The sequence below is a fragment of the Nonomuraea sp. NEAU-A123 genome, assembly GCF_018603905.1.
GTDB lineage: Bacteria > Actinomycetota > Actinomycetes > Streptosporangiales > Streptosporangiaceae > Nonomuraea.
On sequence record NZ_JAHFZZ010000003.1, the window covers coordinates 1 to 15,840 of the forward strand.

The window sequence follows — 15,840 nt, forward strand, 5'->3', positions numbered from 1 at the left end:
GCCGCCTGCTCAGGCGTCGGCAGAAGCTTCACCTGCACCACCAGCTTCACCTCGAACACACTACCGTTTGGTCCATGTCACCGCGCTGGGAACCCAATCCCGATATCCGACGGGGACGCACCGTCGTCTACAGCCTTCACGCACATTTGGTCTTTACCCCCAAATACCGGCGGAAGGTCTTCACCAATGAGCTCCTGACCCGTTGCGAAGAGATCATGATTGAGGTGTGCGACAGCTTCGGGGCCGTACTGGTCGAGTTCAACGGCGAACACGACCACGTCCATCTCCTGGTTCACTACCCGCCCAAGGTCGCCCTGTCGGTCCTGGTCAACTCCCTCAAGGGCGTCTCGGCCCGACTGCTGCGCAAGGAGTTCGGCCCGCACGTGCGCCAGTACCTGTGGGGCGGGCACTTCTGGTCCCCGTCCTACTTCGCCGCCTCCTGCGGCGGTGCCCCACTATCGATCATCAAGGAGTACATCGAGAACCAGAAACGACCCGGCTGATCTGCCTATCCAGACCTGCCCGCTACTACACCACCCGGGCCGGGAGGCCCTCCCGCGCTGTCGTTTCCTCCCGGGCGTAAACGCCCGGGGTTCCACGCCAGAATCCGCTGAACTGACGCCCAGCGCGCCTCCGCCCACACCATTCACCCGCAGAACGGCTCGCACCACCCGCCCGAGGGGACGGATCGCGCAACCCACCCGCCAATACCCCACTCGCCCAGCGGAACAGACCGCGCCACCCACCCGATGAACGGACGCGCCACCCACTTGCGGGGAAGGACGCGCCACTCACCCGAGAGACGGACGCGCTACCCACCCGAGGGGAAAGATCGCGCTACCCCCCCCCGCGGATTAGGTCACCCGCCCAGCCGGACAGACCGCGCCGCCCTCCCACAGGGGGCGGATCGCGTCGTCTGCCCACGGCATCCCTCGTCAGGACACCAAGGCGTCCAGGTCGTCCTCCGGCAGGCCGAGGTCCACCCGGATGCGGTAACGGGTGCGTAGTAGGGCCACTTGCTCGGGGTCGTTCTCGTCGCAGGCCAGCACCGCCTGGGTCGCCCACTCGTGCCCGGCCCTTAGGTCACCGTAGGCGACCAGGGTCTCGGCGATCGTGTGAGCGGTCGCCGTGGTGGCACGGCCCTCCGCGCGGATGGTCTCGATGACCTCCCTTGCCTCGTCCGGTCTGTCGAGCTCGAAGAGCGTGTCGGCTATGCCGGCTCGCGGGTCGATGCTCGACTCGCCACCGTCTTCCATCGCACGCTGGAAGCACTCCATCGCACGCGCGGGTTGTCCCGCCGCTCGCCATTCCTCGGCGGCCAGGACCAGGATGGATGCCCTGGAAACGTCGCCCGACGAATAGCCGAGCGCGACGTCGTACAGCCGCTTGGCCAGCGAACCGTGGTCGTCGGCCAGCAGTGCCTGCTCTAGCAGGCGATCAAGGTGCTCACGGGTCACATGCGCCACACCGCGAGACTACCGAGCCGCTTGCGGTTTTGCCCGGTCAATGCACATCGCGGATCTCGCACGGGTTCGGCAACGTAGCGTTAAAGTATGACTACAGCCAGCGTGTCTGTGCTGGTCGTAGGGGATATTACCGTCGCGCTCGTCCGCTAGTGGAGGGAGTCGCGATGGGCATGTCCAAGCAGATGACCTTCATGCTGGCCTGCGTCATCGTGCTGTCGGCTGTGATTCCCGGCGCGGTTGGCTACTTTTCGGCCCGCCTGGAGGCCATCGAATCGGCTGAGCGAAACCTCCACGCGCTGGAGGCCAGACTGCATACCAGGATGGCGAGGGAGGCGCGTGACGCACGGCCGGTGACGTTCCCGGCACCGTGCGTGCCGGGTGCCGGCCCGTCGCGGACCCAGCTACGCCAGCCACCCGCCGCCGCGCTCGTCCCGGAATCGACCGACCAGCCACAGCGCCAGCACGGCCTCGGCAGCTCGACTCCCGCCTGGCTCCCGGAACTCCTCAAGGAGCTACGCGAAACCGACTAGACGCCCAGAACAAAGCCGACTGGGCGCCCGGGGAACCGACTACGTCTCCCGAAGAAGTCGACCCGTGCCGCCAAGCTCCCGAAGGCCGCCTAGGGACCCCAGGCCTCCCGACGGGGAGCCGACGGTGCCTGGGGGCACCGGCCGAGCCTTTCGAAGGAGAGCCGACCGGCGCCAAGGAGACCGGCCACGCGTCTCGAGGAGGATCAGGCGCCCTGAAGAAGGCCTGGAAGCCGGGACGGCGCGTGGCCCGGGCGCCTCACGGGGACCAGGACTTGAGCTGGCGGGACAGGAAGCCGCGGATCAGTTGCTTGGCCGCCTCGATGATCTCCGGTGACCCGTCGGGATCGCGGCGGAAGGCCAGCTTCAGCACCGCGTCGCCCGCCTCGACGGCGACCAGCACGGCCAGGTCGAGCTCCTGGCTGTCGGCCAACCCGAACTCCTTCAGCAGCAGCCCGCGCAGCCGCCCGGCGATCACCATGTTGTTGTCGGAGTCGGAGTCGAGCAGGTTGAGGTCGACCACGTCGCCGAAGCGTAGGTTCCTGAACCCGGGCACGCTCCGATGCATGTCGACGAACTCGTCGATGATCGCGTCGACCGCCTCCCACCAGCCGCGGTAGTCCTCTTCGAGGAACCTGCGGCCGACCCGGGAGACGAACTGCTCGACGTTGCGCCGGGTCAGCTCCTGCGTGATGGCCCGCTTGTCGGGAAAGAACTGGTAGACCGACCCGATCGCGACGCCGGCGCGCTCGGCGATGCGGGTGGTGGAGAGACCCTCGTAGCCGATCTCGTCGAGTAGCTCGGCGCACGCGTCGAGCATCCGCTCGACGCGGCGGGCACTGCGGCGCTGCGTCGGCCGTCGCCGGAGCGATTTGGGCGGCGCGCAGCCGTCTTCAATCATCGGGGAGGACACGAGCTCCATCTTCCCCCCAAGTGCACGATCGTTACCTGGCGAATGGCGGAATTCCTGTGACGCCGGTCACTCGTGCCAGCCGCCGCAGTGCTCCCGGCGAGATTCTCGACAGCGCGTAGCCGATCTTCCCTTCCGCGTTGACCGGGACGACGGCCTGGTCACGGTGTACGGCCCGCAGGATGTGGGCGGCGACGCGCTCGGGCGGGTAGCCGCGGCGGGCGAGACTCTGTTCGGCCGTCTCCCTGATGTCCGGTCCGACGTACGTGGCGTTGCGGGCGATGGGCGTGGACACGAAACCGGGGCATATCGCGGTGACCCCGATGCCCTGCGCGGCGACTTCCGCTCTGAGGCACTCGCTCAGCATCTTCACGGCCGCCTTCGAGGTGGAGTAGGCGGGCAGCAGCCGCGACGGTACGAACGCGGCCAGTGAGGCGATGTTGACGACGTGGCCGCCTTCTCCCCGCTCGACCATCTGAGCGGCGAACAGGCGGCAGCCGTGGATGACGCCCCACAAGTTGACGTCGAGAGTCCGGCGCCAGTCGTCGACCGAGTGCTCGAGGAACGGCCCGCTGACCGCGATCCCGGCATTGTTCACCACAATGTCCGGCACTCCATACTCAGAGCGGATATTTCTGGCGAAGTCTTCCATCTGGGTGGTGTCGGCGACATCGACCCGTACGGCGTGGGCCGTACCGCCGAGGTCCTTGGCGATGCCGTCGGCCGTGCGCGCCGCCGCTTCGAGATCGAGGTCCGCACAGACGACCTCGGCCCCGTGCGCCGCGAAGGCGCGTGCGGTGGCGCGCCCGATGCCGCTACCGGCACCGGTGATCACCACCAGTTGCCCGTGGAAGGCCTTCTGTCCCTCTTCGACGCGTGCTCCGCGCAGGCTTCTGCTGGGCGCGCCGCCGTCGGTGTGCGTGGCGAACTCGGCGATCATCCTGGCGATGACCTCGGGATGGCTGCGCTGGGCCCAGTGACCGGCCGCGATCTTGCGGTGCCAGAACCTCGGGACCCACTGCCCGAGGGAGGCCAGCAACGCCGAGGTGACGAACGGGTCCCGCGTTGGCTCGATGAGCTGAACGGGCACGGCGACGACCGGACCGTCACCACCGACCGCGTCATCGCCGGGCCGGTCGGCCATGTTGCTGCGGTAGAGCCGCAGACCGTTGCGGGCGTCGCTTACCAGCGTGTCGGCCGGGTGGCCCGGTCTGGGCTCGATGCCCTCGTTCAGCCGCATGGTCCGTTCCATGACCCGCGGCATGAACGTGCTCCACCCCACCTCAGGCAGCACCGGAAGCCGGAAGACGCCGATGTACCAGGACTTGGCCCTCTGTGACAGCACCTCGCGCCGCCGGCCGTGCTTCATGAAGTGACGCCACTGCGCGAGACCCGGACCCCCGAAGCTGGTGAAGGAGGCCACCCGGTCACGGAGGCCGGGCCGGCTCACGGCGTCCCAGCCCTGCAGCGAACCCCAGTCGTGCCCCACGAGATGGACCCGCGGCTTGCCGATCGCGTCGAGCACCGCCGTCAGGTCGGCCGCGAGCCGGTCGAAGGCGTAGTCGCGGGTGTGGCGCGGGGCCGTCGAGGAGCCCGCGCCGCGTACGTCGTAGCGGACCACGTGGAAGCGGTCGCGCAGCCGCTCGGCGACCTCGTCCCAGACCCGGTGCGTGTCCGGGTAGCCGTGCACGAGCAGGATCGTGGGGTTGCCTGGATCGCCTTCCTCGAAGACCGCCAGCCGTACGTCATCGGACTCGACCCAGCGCATCGCGACCTCCTATTGGACGGGGAATCCAATGATAGATCCCGTCAAGGACGGGCGGCCAGACCCGTACAGGATCGCAGGGCCCTCCAGTCGGCCACCGCCTGCGTCTTGGCCGTGCCCGTCATGGGGATCGGTATGCCCCCCTGGATCGTGGCCGGGGTCCACTGGTCTTTGAGCACCTTGCGGCCCTTGATGGTGAGCGTCAGCACGCCGGTCGTGCCGGTGGTGCCGGGCGTGGAGTTGTAGAAGACGAAGTTGCCTAATCCGTAGCTGACGTAGCCGTTGCCGATGTACCCGGCGCCGAGCAGGATGTGCGCGTGCCCGCCGACCACCACGTCGGCGCCCGCCTTGATCAGCTTCGGGCCGAGCGCGAGCTGCGCCGGGTTGGGGCACTTCTGCATCTCGGTGCCCCAGTGCAGGTGCACGATGACGGTGTCGGAGTTCTTGCGAGCCTGCCGTACGGCCTGGAGCAGGCGCGGCTCGTCCTTGGCCGACGCGAGCCCGCCCTTGGTGGACGTCGCCGTCCACGCCTGGATGAACTCGGCGTCGAGCACCTGTGTGGCGCCGATGATGGAGACCCGGTTGCCGTTGACGGTCTTCCTGAATGGTTTGTAGGCCTGCGTGGAGTTCGCCCCGATGCCCACGATCGGGAACTTGCTCTGCTTGATCGCCGCCAGCGAGTCGGTGAGCCCCGTCTCCATGTAGTCCATGCCGTGGTTGTTGGCCATCGACGCCACGTCCACCCCGGCGGCCTTCAGCGCGGCGAACGCCGTGGCGGGCGCCCTGAACGTGAACTCCTTGCCGGGCGCGGGCGTTCCGCCGGTCGTGATCGCCGTCTCCAGGTTGACCATCGCGAGGTCGGCCTTGCGCAGCACCTGCGCGATCGGCCCGAGCGCCGTGCGCGGCGCGGCGAGCCTGTTGCGGAGCCCGCCCTCGAAGTGCACGTCCCCGCCGAACGAGATCGTGTACGGCTGCCGGGTGGGGGTGGCGGAGACCGTCGCCTCCTCAGGCTTCTCCGCCGCCTGTTCGGTCTTCGGCGGCTGTTCGTTCTTCGGCGGCTGCTCCGGCTTGGCCGCCGTGCATGCGGCGACCGCGGCCAGCGTGACGGCGAGGGGAGCCGAGAGTAGGGGTCGGGGGAGTCTCATGTGCGGTCACTTCCGCTCGATCCTGACTTTCAGCCATCGAGCATGGCATGAGCGGATGAATCGCGGTGATTCTAGCCGCGCTGACCTTCGGTCATGAGACGGGTCATGGCATCGAGGCACCCCTGGTCCAGGGGCGTGTAGACGATCATGCGGGTTTCGGGCGCCGACGAGAGGTTGAAGCTGGTCGTCCTGAAGCTGATCCGGCCCATCTGCCGGTGCTCGAACGACTTCACGCGCGGCCCGGGCTCGGCCACGTCCTGCCTGGCCCAGAGCCGGGCGAACTCGGCGCTCTCCGCGGCGAGCCGCCGGACGAAGTCCTGCCAGCACGGGTCGTCGGAGTGGCGGCTGTAGGCGCCCCTGAAGACGGCCACGCTGCGGGGCAGCTCCTGACCGCGATTGACCAGCATGGTCGTCCAGGAAGGATTGACGAACGCCTGCCAGAGCGAGTTGCGCTCGCACTCCTGGGCGCCGACGGTCTCGGGGAAGATCGTGGCATAGGCGGAGTTCCAGGCCAGCACGTCGTAGCGGCTGTTCGTGATGCACGCGGGCATCGCGCCGAGCTGGTCGAGTATGGCCTGCATCTCCGGCGTCACCGGCGTGGAGCCGTCGAGGACGGGCGTTCCCGACTGGCCCGCGAGCCGGTAGAGGTGCTGCCGCTCGGCGGTGTCGAGCCGGAGCGTGCGTGAGATCGCGTCGAGCACCTGGCTGCTGGCGTTGATCGGCCGCCCCTGCTCCAGCCACGTGTACCAGGTGACGCCCACCCCGGCGAGCTGGGCGACCTCCTCACGGCGCAGACCGGGCGTGCGCCTGCGGGGCCCCGGCGCCAGATCGACCATCTCGGGGGTGATCCGCCCGCGCCGGGTGCGCAGGAATGCCGACAGATCGGAGCGCCTTGCTTCTGTCACGGTCACCCCTTCACTATGGGATAGCGGTCATCACTCATCCAGGTAGCGTTAATACCAGTATAAAGGGGCTCTCGTTACTGGTACTGGATTGCCGCCACACTTAACCCATGACCCAATCCGCTCCCGTTGCTCCCCCTGTGCCGGTTCAACAGCCGGACAAGAGCAAGGCCAGCGGGCTGCTCCTGGCGGTCATCCTCGTGGGGCAGTTCCTGGCCATCCTGAACGTCAACATCGTCAACGTGGCCACCCCGACCATCGAGGCCGATCTGCACTCATCCGGTGCCGGGCTGCAGATGATCGTCGCCGGTTACACCATTGTCTACGCCGTCCTGTTGATCACCGGTGCCAGGCTGGGCGACCTGTTCGGCTATCGCCGGGCCTTTCTCATCGGGCTCGCCTTTTTCACGCTCACCACGCTGGGGGCGGGGCTCGCGCCCACGACCGGCACGCTGGTCGCCGCCCGGCTCGCCCAGGGCGCCGGAGCCGCGCTGATGATGCCCCAGGTCATGACGCTGATCCAGCACAACTACCAGGGCGCGGCCAGGGGCCGGGCGCTGGGCTTGTGGTCCGCGGTGGTGAGCGGCGGCATCGTGGTCGGCCAGGCGCTCGGCGGGATCCTGCTCGGGCTCGGCGCCGGCTGGCGGATCGTCTTCCTCGTCCTGGTGCCGATCGGCGTCTTGCTGTTGATCGCGGGCCTGCGCGTGCTCCCCGCCGACCAGGGCAGCGGCCAGGGCGGGCTCGACCCGTGGGGTCTGGTGAGCCTGTCGGCCGCCGTGTTGCTGTTCGTGGTCCCGCTCGTGCTCGGCAGGGACCTCGGCTGGCCGTTGTGGGGCTGGGCTTCCATGGCGCTGAGCGTGGTGCTCTTCGTGGTGTTCGTCCGCGTTGAGCGATGGGTGACGAACCGCGGCGGGCGCCCGCTGGTGAACGCGCGCGTGCTGCGCGCGCCCGGCATGCGGCCGGGGCTCGCCGTGCTGCTGCTCGGGCCGGCGACCTGGGGCGCGTTCCTGTTCACCTCGGCGCTGCACCTGCAGGGCGACCTGAACCTGTCGCCGCTGGCCTCGGGCATGATGCTGGTGCCGTGCGCGCTGGCGTTCGCGCTCGTGGGGCTCGGCTGGCCGCTGCTGCCGCCCCGCCGTCAGCGCTCGTTCGTGCCCTTCGGTTACGTGGTGGCCGCACCCGCCTACGTGGGTCTCGGGCTGGCCGCTGGAGGCGGTGTGGCGTACGCGGTCATGAGCGCGCTCATCGGCGCCGGGCTCGGCGTGCAGGTCGCGGTGACCAACCTGGCCACCACCCACGTCGACGACGTCTACGCCGCGGACGCGAGCGGGGCGCTCCTCACCGTGATGCAGCTCGGCCAGGTGATCGGGGTCTCGACGGTGGGCACGCTGTTCATCTCCCTGAGCCAGGGCGGCGGCACCGGGTCCGCCTCGATGGTGACCGCCGTGGCGCTCGCGGGGCTGGCCGTACTGGCCGGGTTGAGCTCGATCTTCCTGGTACGACGCGGCACGAGCTGAAGTATTCCTTTACTTGAATTATTCATGTTTACCGCATAGCTGTCCGGATATGGGGGTCTATGACCTACTTCCGGGGGACCGCCGCCCACGTGGCGAACTGAGGCGTCTGCCCGAGCTGTCAACGATGATCGCGAAGGATCGCGCTTATGACGAACAGGCCTATCACCACCGACGATGCGGGCATTCCCGCGCCGAGTGACGAGCACTCGCTCTCCGTCGGCCCGAACGGCCCTCTTCTTATGCAGGATCACTACCTGATCCAGAAGATGGCGCACTTCAACCGGGAACGTGTTCCCGAGCGCGTCGTGCACGCCAAAGGCGGCGGCGCCCATGGCTTCCTGCGGATCACCGAGGACGTCAGCCAGTTCACCAAGGCCGGCCTCTTCCAGAAGGGCAAGGAGACCCCGCTCTTCCTGCGCTTCTCGACCGTCGCCGGCGAGCTCGGCAGCCCCGACACCGCTCGCGACCCGCGCGGGTTCGCGATCAAGTTCTACACCGAAGAGGGCAACTACGACCTCGTCGGCAACAACACGCCGATCTTCTTCATCCGGGACCCGCAGAAGTTCTCCGACTTCATCCACAGCCAGAAGCGCCGGGCCGACAACCACCTGCGTGACAACAACATGCAGTGGGACTTCTGGACCCTGTCGCCGGAGTCGGCGCACCAGGTCACCTTCCTGATGACCGACCGCGGCATCCCCGCCTCGTGGCGGCACATGCACGGCTTCGGCTCGCACACCTTCCTCTGGTACAACGCCGGGGGCGAGAAGTTCTGGGTGAAGTACCACTTCAGGACCGAGCAGGGCATCAAGAACTACACCGGCGCCGAAGGCGCCGCGCTGCTCGTCGACCCCGACCACCACATCCGCGACCTGCACACGGCCATCGCGGCGGGCGACCACCCGTCGTGGCGGGTGAACGTCCAGATCATGCCGTTCGAGGCCGCGGCCGACTACCGGTTCAACCCGTTCGACCTGACCAAGGTGTGGCCGCACAGCGACTACCCCGAGATCACGATCGGCACGTTCACCCTGAACCGCAACCCGGCCAACTACTTCGCCGAGGTGGAGCAGGCCGGCTTCGAGCCGTCGAACCTGGTGCCCGGCATCGACACGTCGCCGGACAAGATGCTGCAGGGCCGGCTGTTCTCCTACCCCGACACGCACCGCTACCGGATCGGCCCCAACTACCTGCAGTTGCCGATCAACCAGCCCCGGGCCGCGGTCAACTCCTACAACTTCGACGGTCCGATGACCTTCAGGAACCAGCAGGACCCGGTGTACGCGCCCAACAGCGTCAACGGCCCGGCGGCGGACCCGTCGCGGTACGAGGGCGAGAACTACCAGGTGGCGGGCGAGATCGTCCGTTCGGCGTACACCAAGCACGCCGAGGACGACGACTACGTCCAGCCGCGCGCCCTCTGGGAGAACGTGCTGTCCGAGACGGACCGCGAGCACCTGGTGAGCAACATCGTCGGCCACGCCTCGGCCCCCGAGGTCACCTCGGACATGAAGCGGCGGGTCGTGGAGTACTGGAGCAACATCCACAAGGACCTCGGCCAGGGCGTCGCCCGCGGCCTCGATCTCGCCTGACACCGAGCATTGACGTCGAGCACTGACGTCGAGCACTGACGTCGACACTGAAACGGCTCGCGTCCCTATGAGGGCGCGAGCCGTTTCACGTGGAGCCTGTTGGGGGGCGGTCCAAGTGGAGCAGAGGGCTCTTCGTGCTGGAGTCGTCATACCGTACTCCGCGAAGGAGGCTGATCCTCTGCGTCGAACCAGGTGAGTCGCTAGTTGATCTCCAACGCACTTCAGGCCAAGATATGGGGATCTTCGGTTCTCGCGAAAGATGACGAGCTGGAGTCGCGGCGGCCCTGATGGTGTTGTGGTAGCAACCTGCCAGGGCCGTTATTCATGACGCGGTAGCGGCAAGCGAGGTCAGGTCGAACTCGCCATCACGGACCCCGGCCGTGAAGGCAGCCCACTCACTCGGGGTGAAGACCAGGACAGGACCGTCCTGCGCCTTGCTGTCCCTGAGCGCCACGTTGCCATCCGCGAGGCTGGCGACCTCGACGCAAGCCGATGCGCCGTTGCAGAACCGGCTCTTCCGCCATGCCGCCACTGAGGTGTCGGTGTACATTTTCTCCCCAAACGGGCGAAAGGGGCTCCATTGCCCCTTTATGTGACTTCGTCTCTAACGTCGCCACAACATGGCCTTGCGCTGGATGAGCACGCGAGACTCGTCCTCGTCCAGCGCCTCTGACCTGATGTGGTCGAAGGCTGTCTCGTATCCAGCCACCAGTCCGAGGTCTTCGACGAATTGAGCGTTGTACAGCTGCTCAAGGTATACAACATCATCGAATTCCGGGAACTTGAGGTGGATGAAGGCGCCGGTGTTGACCGGGTGGAGCGATTCCAGGGTCAGCACGCGGACACTGATGTGCGGCGTCAGGGAGATCTCCAGGAGATGATCCATCTGCTCGCGCATCACTGAGGGCTCGCCGAAACGGCGCATCAAGACCGCTTCATCCAGCACAACGTTGAGCATGGATGGCTCGGGTCGACGAAGGACGCGCCGCTGCCTGTCGAGGCGCGCCTCGACCCGGCTCCGGACACCGCTGTGCGTGATGCGCGCGATGCCACGGGTGGCCAGAATGACCTCCCGCGCGTAGTCCTCAGTCTGCAGGAGGCCCGGCACGACCTGGGGTTCCCAGCTCCGCTGAAACGTGGCCTCCGCCTCCAGCCCGAGGAGTCTTGTGTACTCCCCCGGCAGAGCGTCTTCATAATCTTCCCACCAGCCACGCTGATCCGCATCACGCAACAAGCCAAAGAGTTCTTCGAGCTTGTCGTCATCCGCCTTGTACAGCTTGCCCATTGCCTTGATGTCCTCGGCACTTGGCATGGTCTTGGCTGCTTCGATCCGGCTGACCTTGCTGGGACTCCAGCCCAGCTCCCTAGCCGCCTTGGCCCCCGTCAGCTTTTTGCGTTCGCGTAGGAGGCGCAGCTCCTGGCCGAGCATCAGCCTGCGAACAGTCGGACTGCCCTGCTGCGATGGCACCGTCCACTCTCCTCGTCGGGAATGAAGGTGTAGCGGGAAAGGACCGTTTGGAGCCCGGCTTTCTGGGCCGCTCGCTCAATCTTACACTGCAACTTGCATGTGTAGTGCCACTAAGGCTTGCCATAAGGCTTTCACGGGGAGAGCGTAGGGGGCAAGAGGGGCCTCATCTGGGGTGGGATACAAGCGACAGTTCCCCCTTACCCACTCCGACACCAGGCACCTCCGACAGTTCTCGTGCAAGTTGCATCCACAGATGCATAGCAAAGCCGCAAGCAAGGACCGAAGAAAACAAAATCTTCTCTTGCTGAACGTATTGCACCAGGCGGGTCCGGGAGAGACGATCGAGCTCTGGAAGGTTGCCGACGGATGGGAGGCCGAGATGACGACACGGCCGAACACACCGGGCCTACCGCTCTTCATCGCTGGCGGCCACGCGGGCCGCACCACCGGCAACGTCGCCGTCCCGGATCTGAATCTCTGCCCCAGGGAGGCCGCTTGCCGGAAGGACCCCGCATTCATCTGATCGACCGCCGCAAATGTCGCTCATTCGAGCACGGAGAACCACAGAGAAGCCGGACCCAGGCTGACCACCTCATTGCCGCTCAAAAGGGCTGCCACCCTGCGGCGACACCGGTCATCAGCCTGCGATCCGGCGCAAGAACCCACCTCGAGTAATGCCGCGAAAGAGGTGTTCTATGTACTCACAAGGTACCAAGGGACTCAGCCGAATCAAGACCCGGATCCAGGAACTCATCGCTTGGGCGGATCGAGAGATCTGCATGGAGCCGGATGAGTTCGCCTTCCGGCGAGGCTGGACCGTCGCGAGGACCGGATTCGGGGCACGTCGCTACCGCGACCCCCGGTTCGACCAGCTCAAGGTTCCCTCCCGCATCGTCGAGGAGGTGTCCTGAGATGTCGAGGAACCCCCGTAACCAGATCTACCCGGCCAACGAGGACCTGCCGGCCGCCGGTTCCGGACTGCTCGCCAGGCTGTGGCGGATCCGCACCGAGCTGCTGCTGATCGGGGCGCTCAGCCTGTTCGTGCTGACGCTGCTGGGCGCCACCCAGCAGGGCCGGTGGTGGCCGTTCATCATGCTGACCAGCGCGGTCTCGGTGCCGGCGGTGACCAGGACCGGCCGCAACTGGGTGGCGGCGCACTTCTGGTGCGTGGCGACCAGGCACCGGCTGCAGAAGACCTGCCTGGAGACCACGATGCACACCCGCGCGGGCAGGATCCCGCTGGTGTTGTGGATCACCCCCACGCGCACGGGTGAGAAGGCCCTCGTCATGACCCGGGCGGGCATCTCCGCCGCGGAGTTCGAGGCTTACGCCGAGGAGATCGCGGCGGCGTGCTGGGCCAGGAGCGCCAACGTCTACCGGCACCGCAAATGGGCGCACCTGCTGATCGTTGAGGTCGTCCGGCGTGACGAACTGCCCGGCGCGGCCTCCCCCGGGCTCGCCCGGCTCTACGGCCATGCCTGGGTCTCCTTGCGCACCGACCTTGAGGAGCCCCCTGATCTGGCCAGGCCGCTCGCGCTGCCGCAGGTCGGCTGACGGCCTGCCGATGACCTGGGGGGCGCCTCGGGCCTGAGGTGCTCTCCAGTGCAAGCCCCGGAGACCGCGGGGGCTCCGGGGCTTCCCCACGCGTGTCGTACGAGCCAAGATGAGTTCAACTGACGAACTCAGGAGTCGTGATGACGTCGACCGTTCACCGGACCTGTCCCCTGTGCGAGGCCGTCTGCGGCCTGACACTCACCCTCGACGAGGGCGGGCACGTGACGAGCGTGCGGGGCGACAAGGACGACCCGTTCAGCAAGGGCTTCATCTGCCCCAAGGGCGCCAGTCTGGGCCGCCTGGACGAGGACCCCGACCGGCTGCGCAAGCCGCTGATCAGGGAGGGCGAGCTCTGGCGCGAGGTCGGCTGGGACGAGGCGTTCGCCGCCGTCAAGCAGGGCCTCGACCAGGTCACGGAGCGGCACGGCCGCCAGTCGGTCGGCGTTTATCTCGGCAACCCGAACGTGCACAACATGGCGGGCCAGCTCTACGGCACGCCGCTGCTCAAGTCCCTCGGCACCCGCAACATCTTCTCGGCCAGCACCGCCGACCAGATGCCCAAGCACGTGGCCAGCGGGCTGATGTTCGGCCATCCGCTCGCCGTCCCGGTGCCGGACCTCGACAGGACCGACTACCTGCTCATGCTGGGCGCCAACCCGCTGGAGTCCAACGGCTCGCTGTGCACCGCGCCCGACTTCCCCGGCAGGCTCAAGGCGCTGCGCGCTCGCGGCGGCCGCCTGGTCGTGGTCGATCCGCGCCGCACCAGGACCGCCGGCCTGGCCGACGAGCACGTGTTCGTCCGGCCGGGCACCGACGCCTACCTGCTCTTCGGCATCGCGCACACGCTCTTCGCCGAAGACCTGACCACGGTGTCGCACGAGGTCAACGGCCTGGACGAGGTACGCGAGGCGGCCAAGCACTTCCCGCCCGACGTGGTGTCCCGCCGCACGGGCGTGCCCGCCGAGGTGATCGTCCGGCTGGCCAGGGAGCTGGCGGCGGCCAGGACGGCGGCCGTCTACGCCAGGATCGGCACCTGTACGGCCGAGTTCGGCACGCTGGCCCAGTGGCTGGTGGACGTGCTCAACGTGCTCACCGGCAACCTCGACCGGCCCGGCGGCGCCATGTTCGCCAAACCCGCCACCGAGTTCGGCCTGGCCCGCAGGCCGTACACACTGGGCCGGTGGAAGAGCCGCGTCAGGAGCCTGCCCGAGGCGAACGGCGAGCTGCCGGTCGCCACGCTCGCCGACGAGATCGAGACGCCCGGTGACGGGCAGATCCGGTTCCTGGTCACCGTGGCGGGCAATCCGGTGCTCTCGGCGCCGCACGGCGCCCGGCTCGACGCGGCCTTCGGGCGGCTCGACTTCATGGTCAGCGTCGACCCGTACCTGAACGAGACCACCAAGCACGCGAACGTCATCCTGCCGCCGCCGCGGGCGCTCCAGTCGGGGCACTACGACTTCGCCCTGCTCAATTTCGCGGTACGCAACTACACCCGTTACTCGCGTCCGCTGCTGCCGCTGGACGGGCAGCCGTCGGAGGCGCAGATCCTGTCCAGGCTCACCATGATCGCGTCCGGGCTGGAGGGTGACCTCGACGAGTTCGTCATCGACCAGATGCTGCGCAAGGCCGTCGACCTGCCGGGTTCCGGTGTGGAGGGGCGGGACGTGGCCGAGCTGCGGGCCGCGCTCGACGGCGATTCGGGGGCCGAGCTCCGGCTCGACCTGATGCTCAAGCTGGGCCCGTACGGCGAGTGGGCGGGCAAGGGCGACCTGTCGCTGCGCAAGCTGCTCGACAACCCGCACGGACTGGATCTCGGGCCGCTGGAGCCCCGGCTGGCCGAGGTGCTGAAGACCGCCTCCGGGGTGATCGAGCTCGCGCCGCCGCAGCTCATCGAGGACGTGGAGCGGCTGCGCGCCGGGCTGGAGCAGGAGCCGCCGGAGATCGTGCTGATCGGGCGGCGCCATCTGCGCTCCAACAACAGCTGGCTGCACAACGTGGGCTCGCTGGTCGGCGGCAGCAACACCTGCACGCTCCAGATCAACCCGGCCGACGTGGCCAGGCTCGGGCTGGACGGCGAGGCCCTGATCCGCTCGGCCAAGGGAGAGCTCAGAGTGCCGCTCGAACCCACCGACACGATCATGCCGGGCGTGGTCAGCCTGCCCCACGGCTGGGGACACGCGGGCAGCGCTCAGACGGTCGCCGCCGAGCACGCGGGGGTCAGCGCGAATGAGCTGACCGATGAGTCGGCAATCGACGTTCCGTCGGGAAATGCCGTGTTCAATGGGGTTCCCGTAACAATTCTGCCAACCAGTGTGATCACCGCACATTAGGGTGTCGCGCGTGACTATCGCGCCAGAAGAGGACCGCCTGACCGCCCAGATCGCGTTCGCCGTCGAGATCGACAAGTTAAAGCGGGTCCTCCGCCGCAACCATCTCATGGACGGCTCACGGCGAGAGAACGACGCAGAGCACTCCTGGTACGTAGGCACGCTGGCCATGGTCCTGGGTGAGCACGCGCCACCGGGGACCGACATCCAGCGGGTGGTGGCGATGCTGCTCGTGCACGATCTGGTCGAGATCGACGCCGGTGACACCTTCGTCTACGACACGGCCGCGGTGGCCGCCCAGCCCGACGCGGAGCGGGCCGCCGCCGACCGCATCTTCGCGCTGCTCCCGGGCGAGCAGGGGGCGGGGATGCGGGCGCTCTGGGATGAGTTCGAGGCTCGGGAGACGCAGGAGGCGCGGTTCGCCAGAGCGCTCGACCGGTTCGCGCCGATCCTGGCCAACCACCACACCGAGGGCGGCACCTGGACGCTGTTCAAGGTGACGGCCGCGCAGGTCAAGGAGAAGGTGCGGCTCATCGAGGACGGCTCGCCGTCGCTCGGGGCGTACGCGCTGGAGCTGGTCGAGCTCTCCGTGGCGAGGGGGCACCTGTCCGAGTGATGCCCTCATGCCCGGGGTAGGGGACTTGTCGTGAAAGAGATAGTACGAGCT

Annotated in this window: 16 protein-coding genes; 9 read left to right on the plus strand and 7 right to left on the minus strand. The window is 67.7% G+C overall.

All coding sequences use genetic code 11. The features are described 5' to 3' along the window. Positions 1–74: 74 nt before the first annotated feature. Positions 75–503, plus strand: coding sequence for an IS200/IS605 family transposase (gene tnpA, locus KLK06_RS08175; protein WP_214635467.1), 429 nt, complete (start codon positions 75–77; stop codon positions 501–503). A 432-nt stretch (positions 504–935) separates the two neighbouring features. Here the strand turns inward: tnpA and KLK06_RS08180 are convergent, their stop codons facing one another. Continuing rightward, positions 936–1,466, minus strand: coding sequence for a tetratricopeptide repeat protein (locus tag KLK06_RS08180; protein WP_308126929.1), 531 nt, complete (start codon positions 1,464–1,466; stop codon positions 936–938). A gap of 170 nt (positions 1,467–1,636) precedes the next feature. Between KLK06_RS08180 and KLK06_RS08185 the strand changes: the two genes are divergently transcribed. Further along, complete coding sequence (locus KLK06_RS08185; protein ID WP_214634757.1) at positions 1,637–1,996, plus strand: hypothetical protein; 360 nt, start codon at positions 1,637–1,639, stop codon at positions 1,994–1,996. A 256-nt stretch (positions 1,997–2,252) separates the two neighbouring features. Here KLK06_RS08185 and KLK06_RS08190 read toward each other — a convergent pair whose 3' ends face one another. The 4 genes from KLK06_RS08190 to KLK06_RS08205 form a co-directional block, all read right to left on the minus strand. Then, positions 2,253–2,894: a TetR family transcriptional regulator gene (locus KLK06_RS08190; RefSeq protein WP_214635469.1), complete on the minus strand. Its 642-nt coding sequence runs from the start codon at positions 2,892–2,894 to the stop codon at positions 2,253–2,255. A 43-nt stretch (positions 2,895–2,937) separates the two neighbouring features. Continuing rightward, positions 2,938–4,671, minus strand: coding sequence for an SDR family oxidoreductase (locus KLK06_RS08195; RefSeq protein WP_214634758.1), 1,734 nt, complete (start codon positions 4,669–4,671; stop codon positions 2,938–2,940). Between the two features lie 41 nt (positions 4,672–4,712). Further along, positions 4,713–5,813 (minus strand): CapA family protein, encoded by a 1,101-nt coding sequence (locus KLK06_RS08200; protein ID WP_214634759.1) that lies wholly within the window; start codon positions 5,811–5,813, stop codon positions 4,713–4,715. Positions 5,814–5,884: 71 nt separating this feature from the next. Next, positions 5,885–6,718 carry a helix-turn-helix transcriptional regulator gene (locus tag KLK06_RS08205; RefSeq protein ID WP_308168154.1) on the minus strand — a complete coding sequence of 278 codons (834 nt, stop codon included), beginning with the start codon at positions 6,716–6,718 and terminating at the stop codon, positions 5,885–5,887. Positions 6,719–6,825: 107 nt separating this feature from the next. Here KLK06_RS08205 and KLK06_RS08210 point away from each other — a divergent pair, with 107 nt between their 5' ends. Both KLK06_RS08210 and KLK06_RS08215 read left to right on the plus strand, forming a co-directional pair. Further along, positions 6,826–8,232 carry an MFS transporter gene (locus KLK06_RS08210; protein ID WP_214634760.1) on the plus strand — a complete coding sequence of 469 codons (1,407 nt, stop codon included), beginning with the start codon at positions 6,826–6,828 and terminating at the stop codon, positions 8,230–8,232. 146 nt (positions 8,233–8,378) lie between these two features. Beyond that, positions 8,379–9,824 carry a catalase gene (locus tag KLK06_RS08215; protein WP_214634761.1) on the plus strand — a complete coding sequence of 482 codons (1,446 nt, stop codon included), beginning with the start codon at positions 8,379–8,381 and terminating at the stop codon, positions 9,822–9,824. A 322-nt stretch (positions 9,825–10,146) separates the two neighbouring features. Here KLK06_RS08215 and KLK06_RS08220 read toward each other — a convergent pair whose 3' ends face one another. Both KLK06_RS08220 and KLK06_RS08225 read right to left on the minus strand, forming a co-directional pair. After that, positions 10,147–10,374, minus strand: a complete 228-nt coding sequence (locus KLK06_RS08220) for a DUF397 domain-containing protein (protein WP_214634762.1) — start codon at positions 10,372–10,374, stop codon at positions 10,147–10,149. A 54-nt stretch (positions 10,375–10,428) separates the two neighbouring features. After that, positions 10,429–11,292, minus strand: a complete 864-nt coding sequence (locus KLK06_RS08225; protein ID WP_214634763.1) for a helix-turn-helix transcriptional regulator — start codon at positions 11,290–11,292, stop codon at positions 10,429–10,431. 253 nt (positions 11,293–11,545) lie between these two features. Here KLK06_RS08225 and KLK06_RS08230 point away from each other — a divergent pair, with 253 nt between their 5' ends. The 5 genes from KLK06_RS08230 to KLK06_RS08245 all read left to right on the plus strand — a co-directional run bounded on the left by KLK06_RS08230 (position 11,546) and on the right by KLK06_RS08245 (position 15,789). Continuing rightward, on the plus strand, positions 11,546–11,815 hold the full coding sequence (locus KLK06_RS08230) for a hypothetical protein (RefSeq protein ID WP_214634764.1): 270 nt from the start codon (positions 11,546–11,548) through the stop codon (positions 11,813–11,815). A 256-nt stretch (positions 11,816–12,071) separates the two neighbouring features. After that, the gene (locus tag KLK06_RS61355) at positions 12,072–12,203 is read left to right on the plus strand and encodes a hypothetical protein (RefSeq protein WP_284734938.1); all 132 of its coding nucleotides are present in this window, start codon (positions 12,072–12,074) and stop codon (positions 12,201–12,203) included. A gap of 1 nt (position 12,204) precedes the next feature. Then, entirely contained in the window at positions 12,205–12,846 is a 642-nt protein-coding gene (locus tag KLK06_RS08235) for a hypothetical protein (RefSeq protein WP_214634765.1), read from the plus strand. A 140-nt stretch (positions 12,847–12,986) separates the two neighbouring features. Beyond that, complete coding sequence (locus KLK06_RS08240) at positions 12,987–15,176, plus strand: molybdopterin-dependent oxidoreductase (RefSeq protein ID WP_214634766.1); 2,190 nt, start codon at positions 12,987–12,989, stop codon at positions 15,174–15,176. A 1-nt stretch (position 15,177) separates the two neighbouring features. Beyond that, on the plus strand, positions 15,178–15,789 hold the full coding sequence (locus tag KLK06_RS08245) for an HD family hydrolase (protein ID WP_214634767.1): 612 nt from the start codon (positions 15,178–15,180) through the stop codon (positions 15,787–15,789). The last annotated feature ends 51 nt before the right edge of the window (positions 15,790–15,840 follow it).

Bases quoted from the DNA above. Each gene is read 5' to 3' on its own strand.
- tnpA (WP_214635467.1), top strand. From the start codon at position 75: ATGTCACCGCGCTGGGAACCCAATCCCGATATCCGACGGGGACGCACC.
- KLK06_RS08185 (WP_214634757.1), top strand. From the start codon at position 1,637: ATGTCCAAGCAGATGACCTTCATGCTGGCCTGCGTCATCGTGCTGTCG.
- KLK06_RS08190 (WP_214635469.1), bottom strand. From the start codon at position 2,894: ATGATTGAAGACGGCTGCGCGCCGCCCAAATCGCTCCGGCGACGGCCG.
- KLK06_RS08195 (WP_214634758.1), bottom strand. From the start codon at position 4,671: ATGCGCTGGGTCGAGTCCGATGACGTACGGCTGGCGGTCTTCGAGGAA.
- KLK06_RS08200 (WP_214634759.1), bottom strand. From the start codon at position 5,813: ATGAGACTCCCCCGACCCCTACTCTCGGCTCCCCTCGCCGTCACGCTG.
- KLK06_RS08210 (WP_214634760.1), top strand. From the start codon at position 6,826: ATGACCCAATCCGCTCCCGTTGCTCCCCCTGTGCCGGTTCAACAGCCG.
- KLK06_RS08215 (WP_214634761.1), top strand. From the start codon at position 8,379: ATGACGAACAGGCCTATCACCACCGACGATGCGGGCATTCCCGCGCCG.
- KLK06_RS08220 (WP_214634762.1), bottom strand. From the start codon at position 10,374: ATGTACACCGACACCTCAGTGGCGGCATGGCGGAAGAGCCGGTTCTGC.
- KLK06_RS08230 (WP_214634764.1), top strand. From the start codon at position 11,546: ATGCATAGCAAAGCCGCAAGCAAGGACCGAAGAAAACAAAATCTTCTC.
- KLK06_RS61355 (WP_284734938.1), top strand. From the start codon at position 12,072: ATGGAGCCGGATGAGTTCGCCTTCCGGCGAGGCTGGACCGTCGCGAGG.
- KLK06_RS08235 (WP_214634765.1), top strand. From the start codon at position 12,205: ATGTCGAGGAACCCCCGTAACCAGATCTACCCGGCCAACGAGGACCTG.
- KLK06_RS08240 (WP_214634766.1), top strand. From the start codon at position 12,987: ATGACGTCGACCGTTCACCGGACCTGTCCCCTGTGCGAGGCCGTCTGC.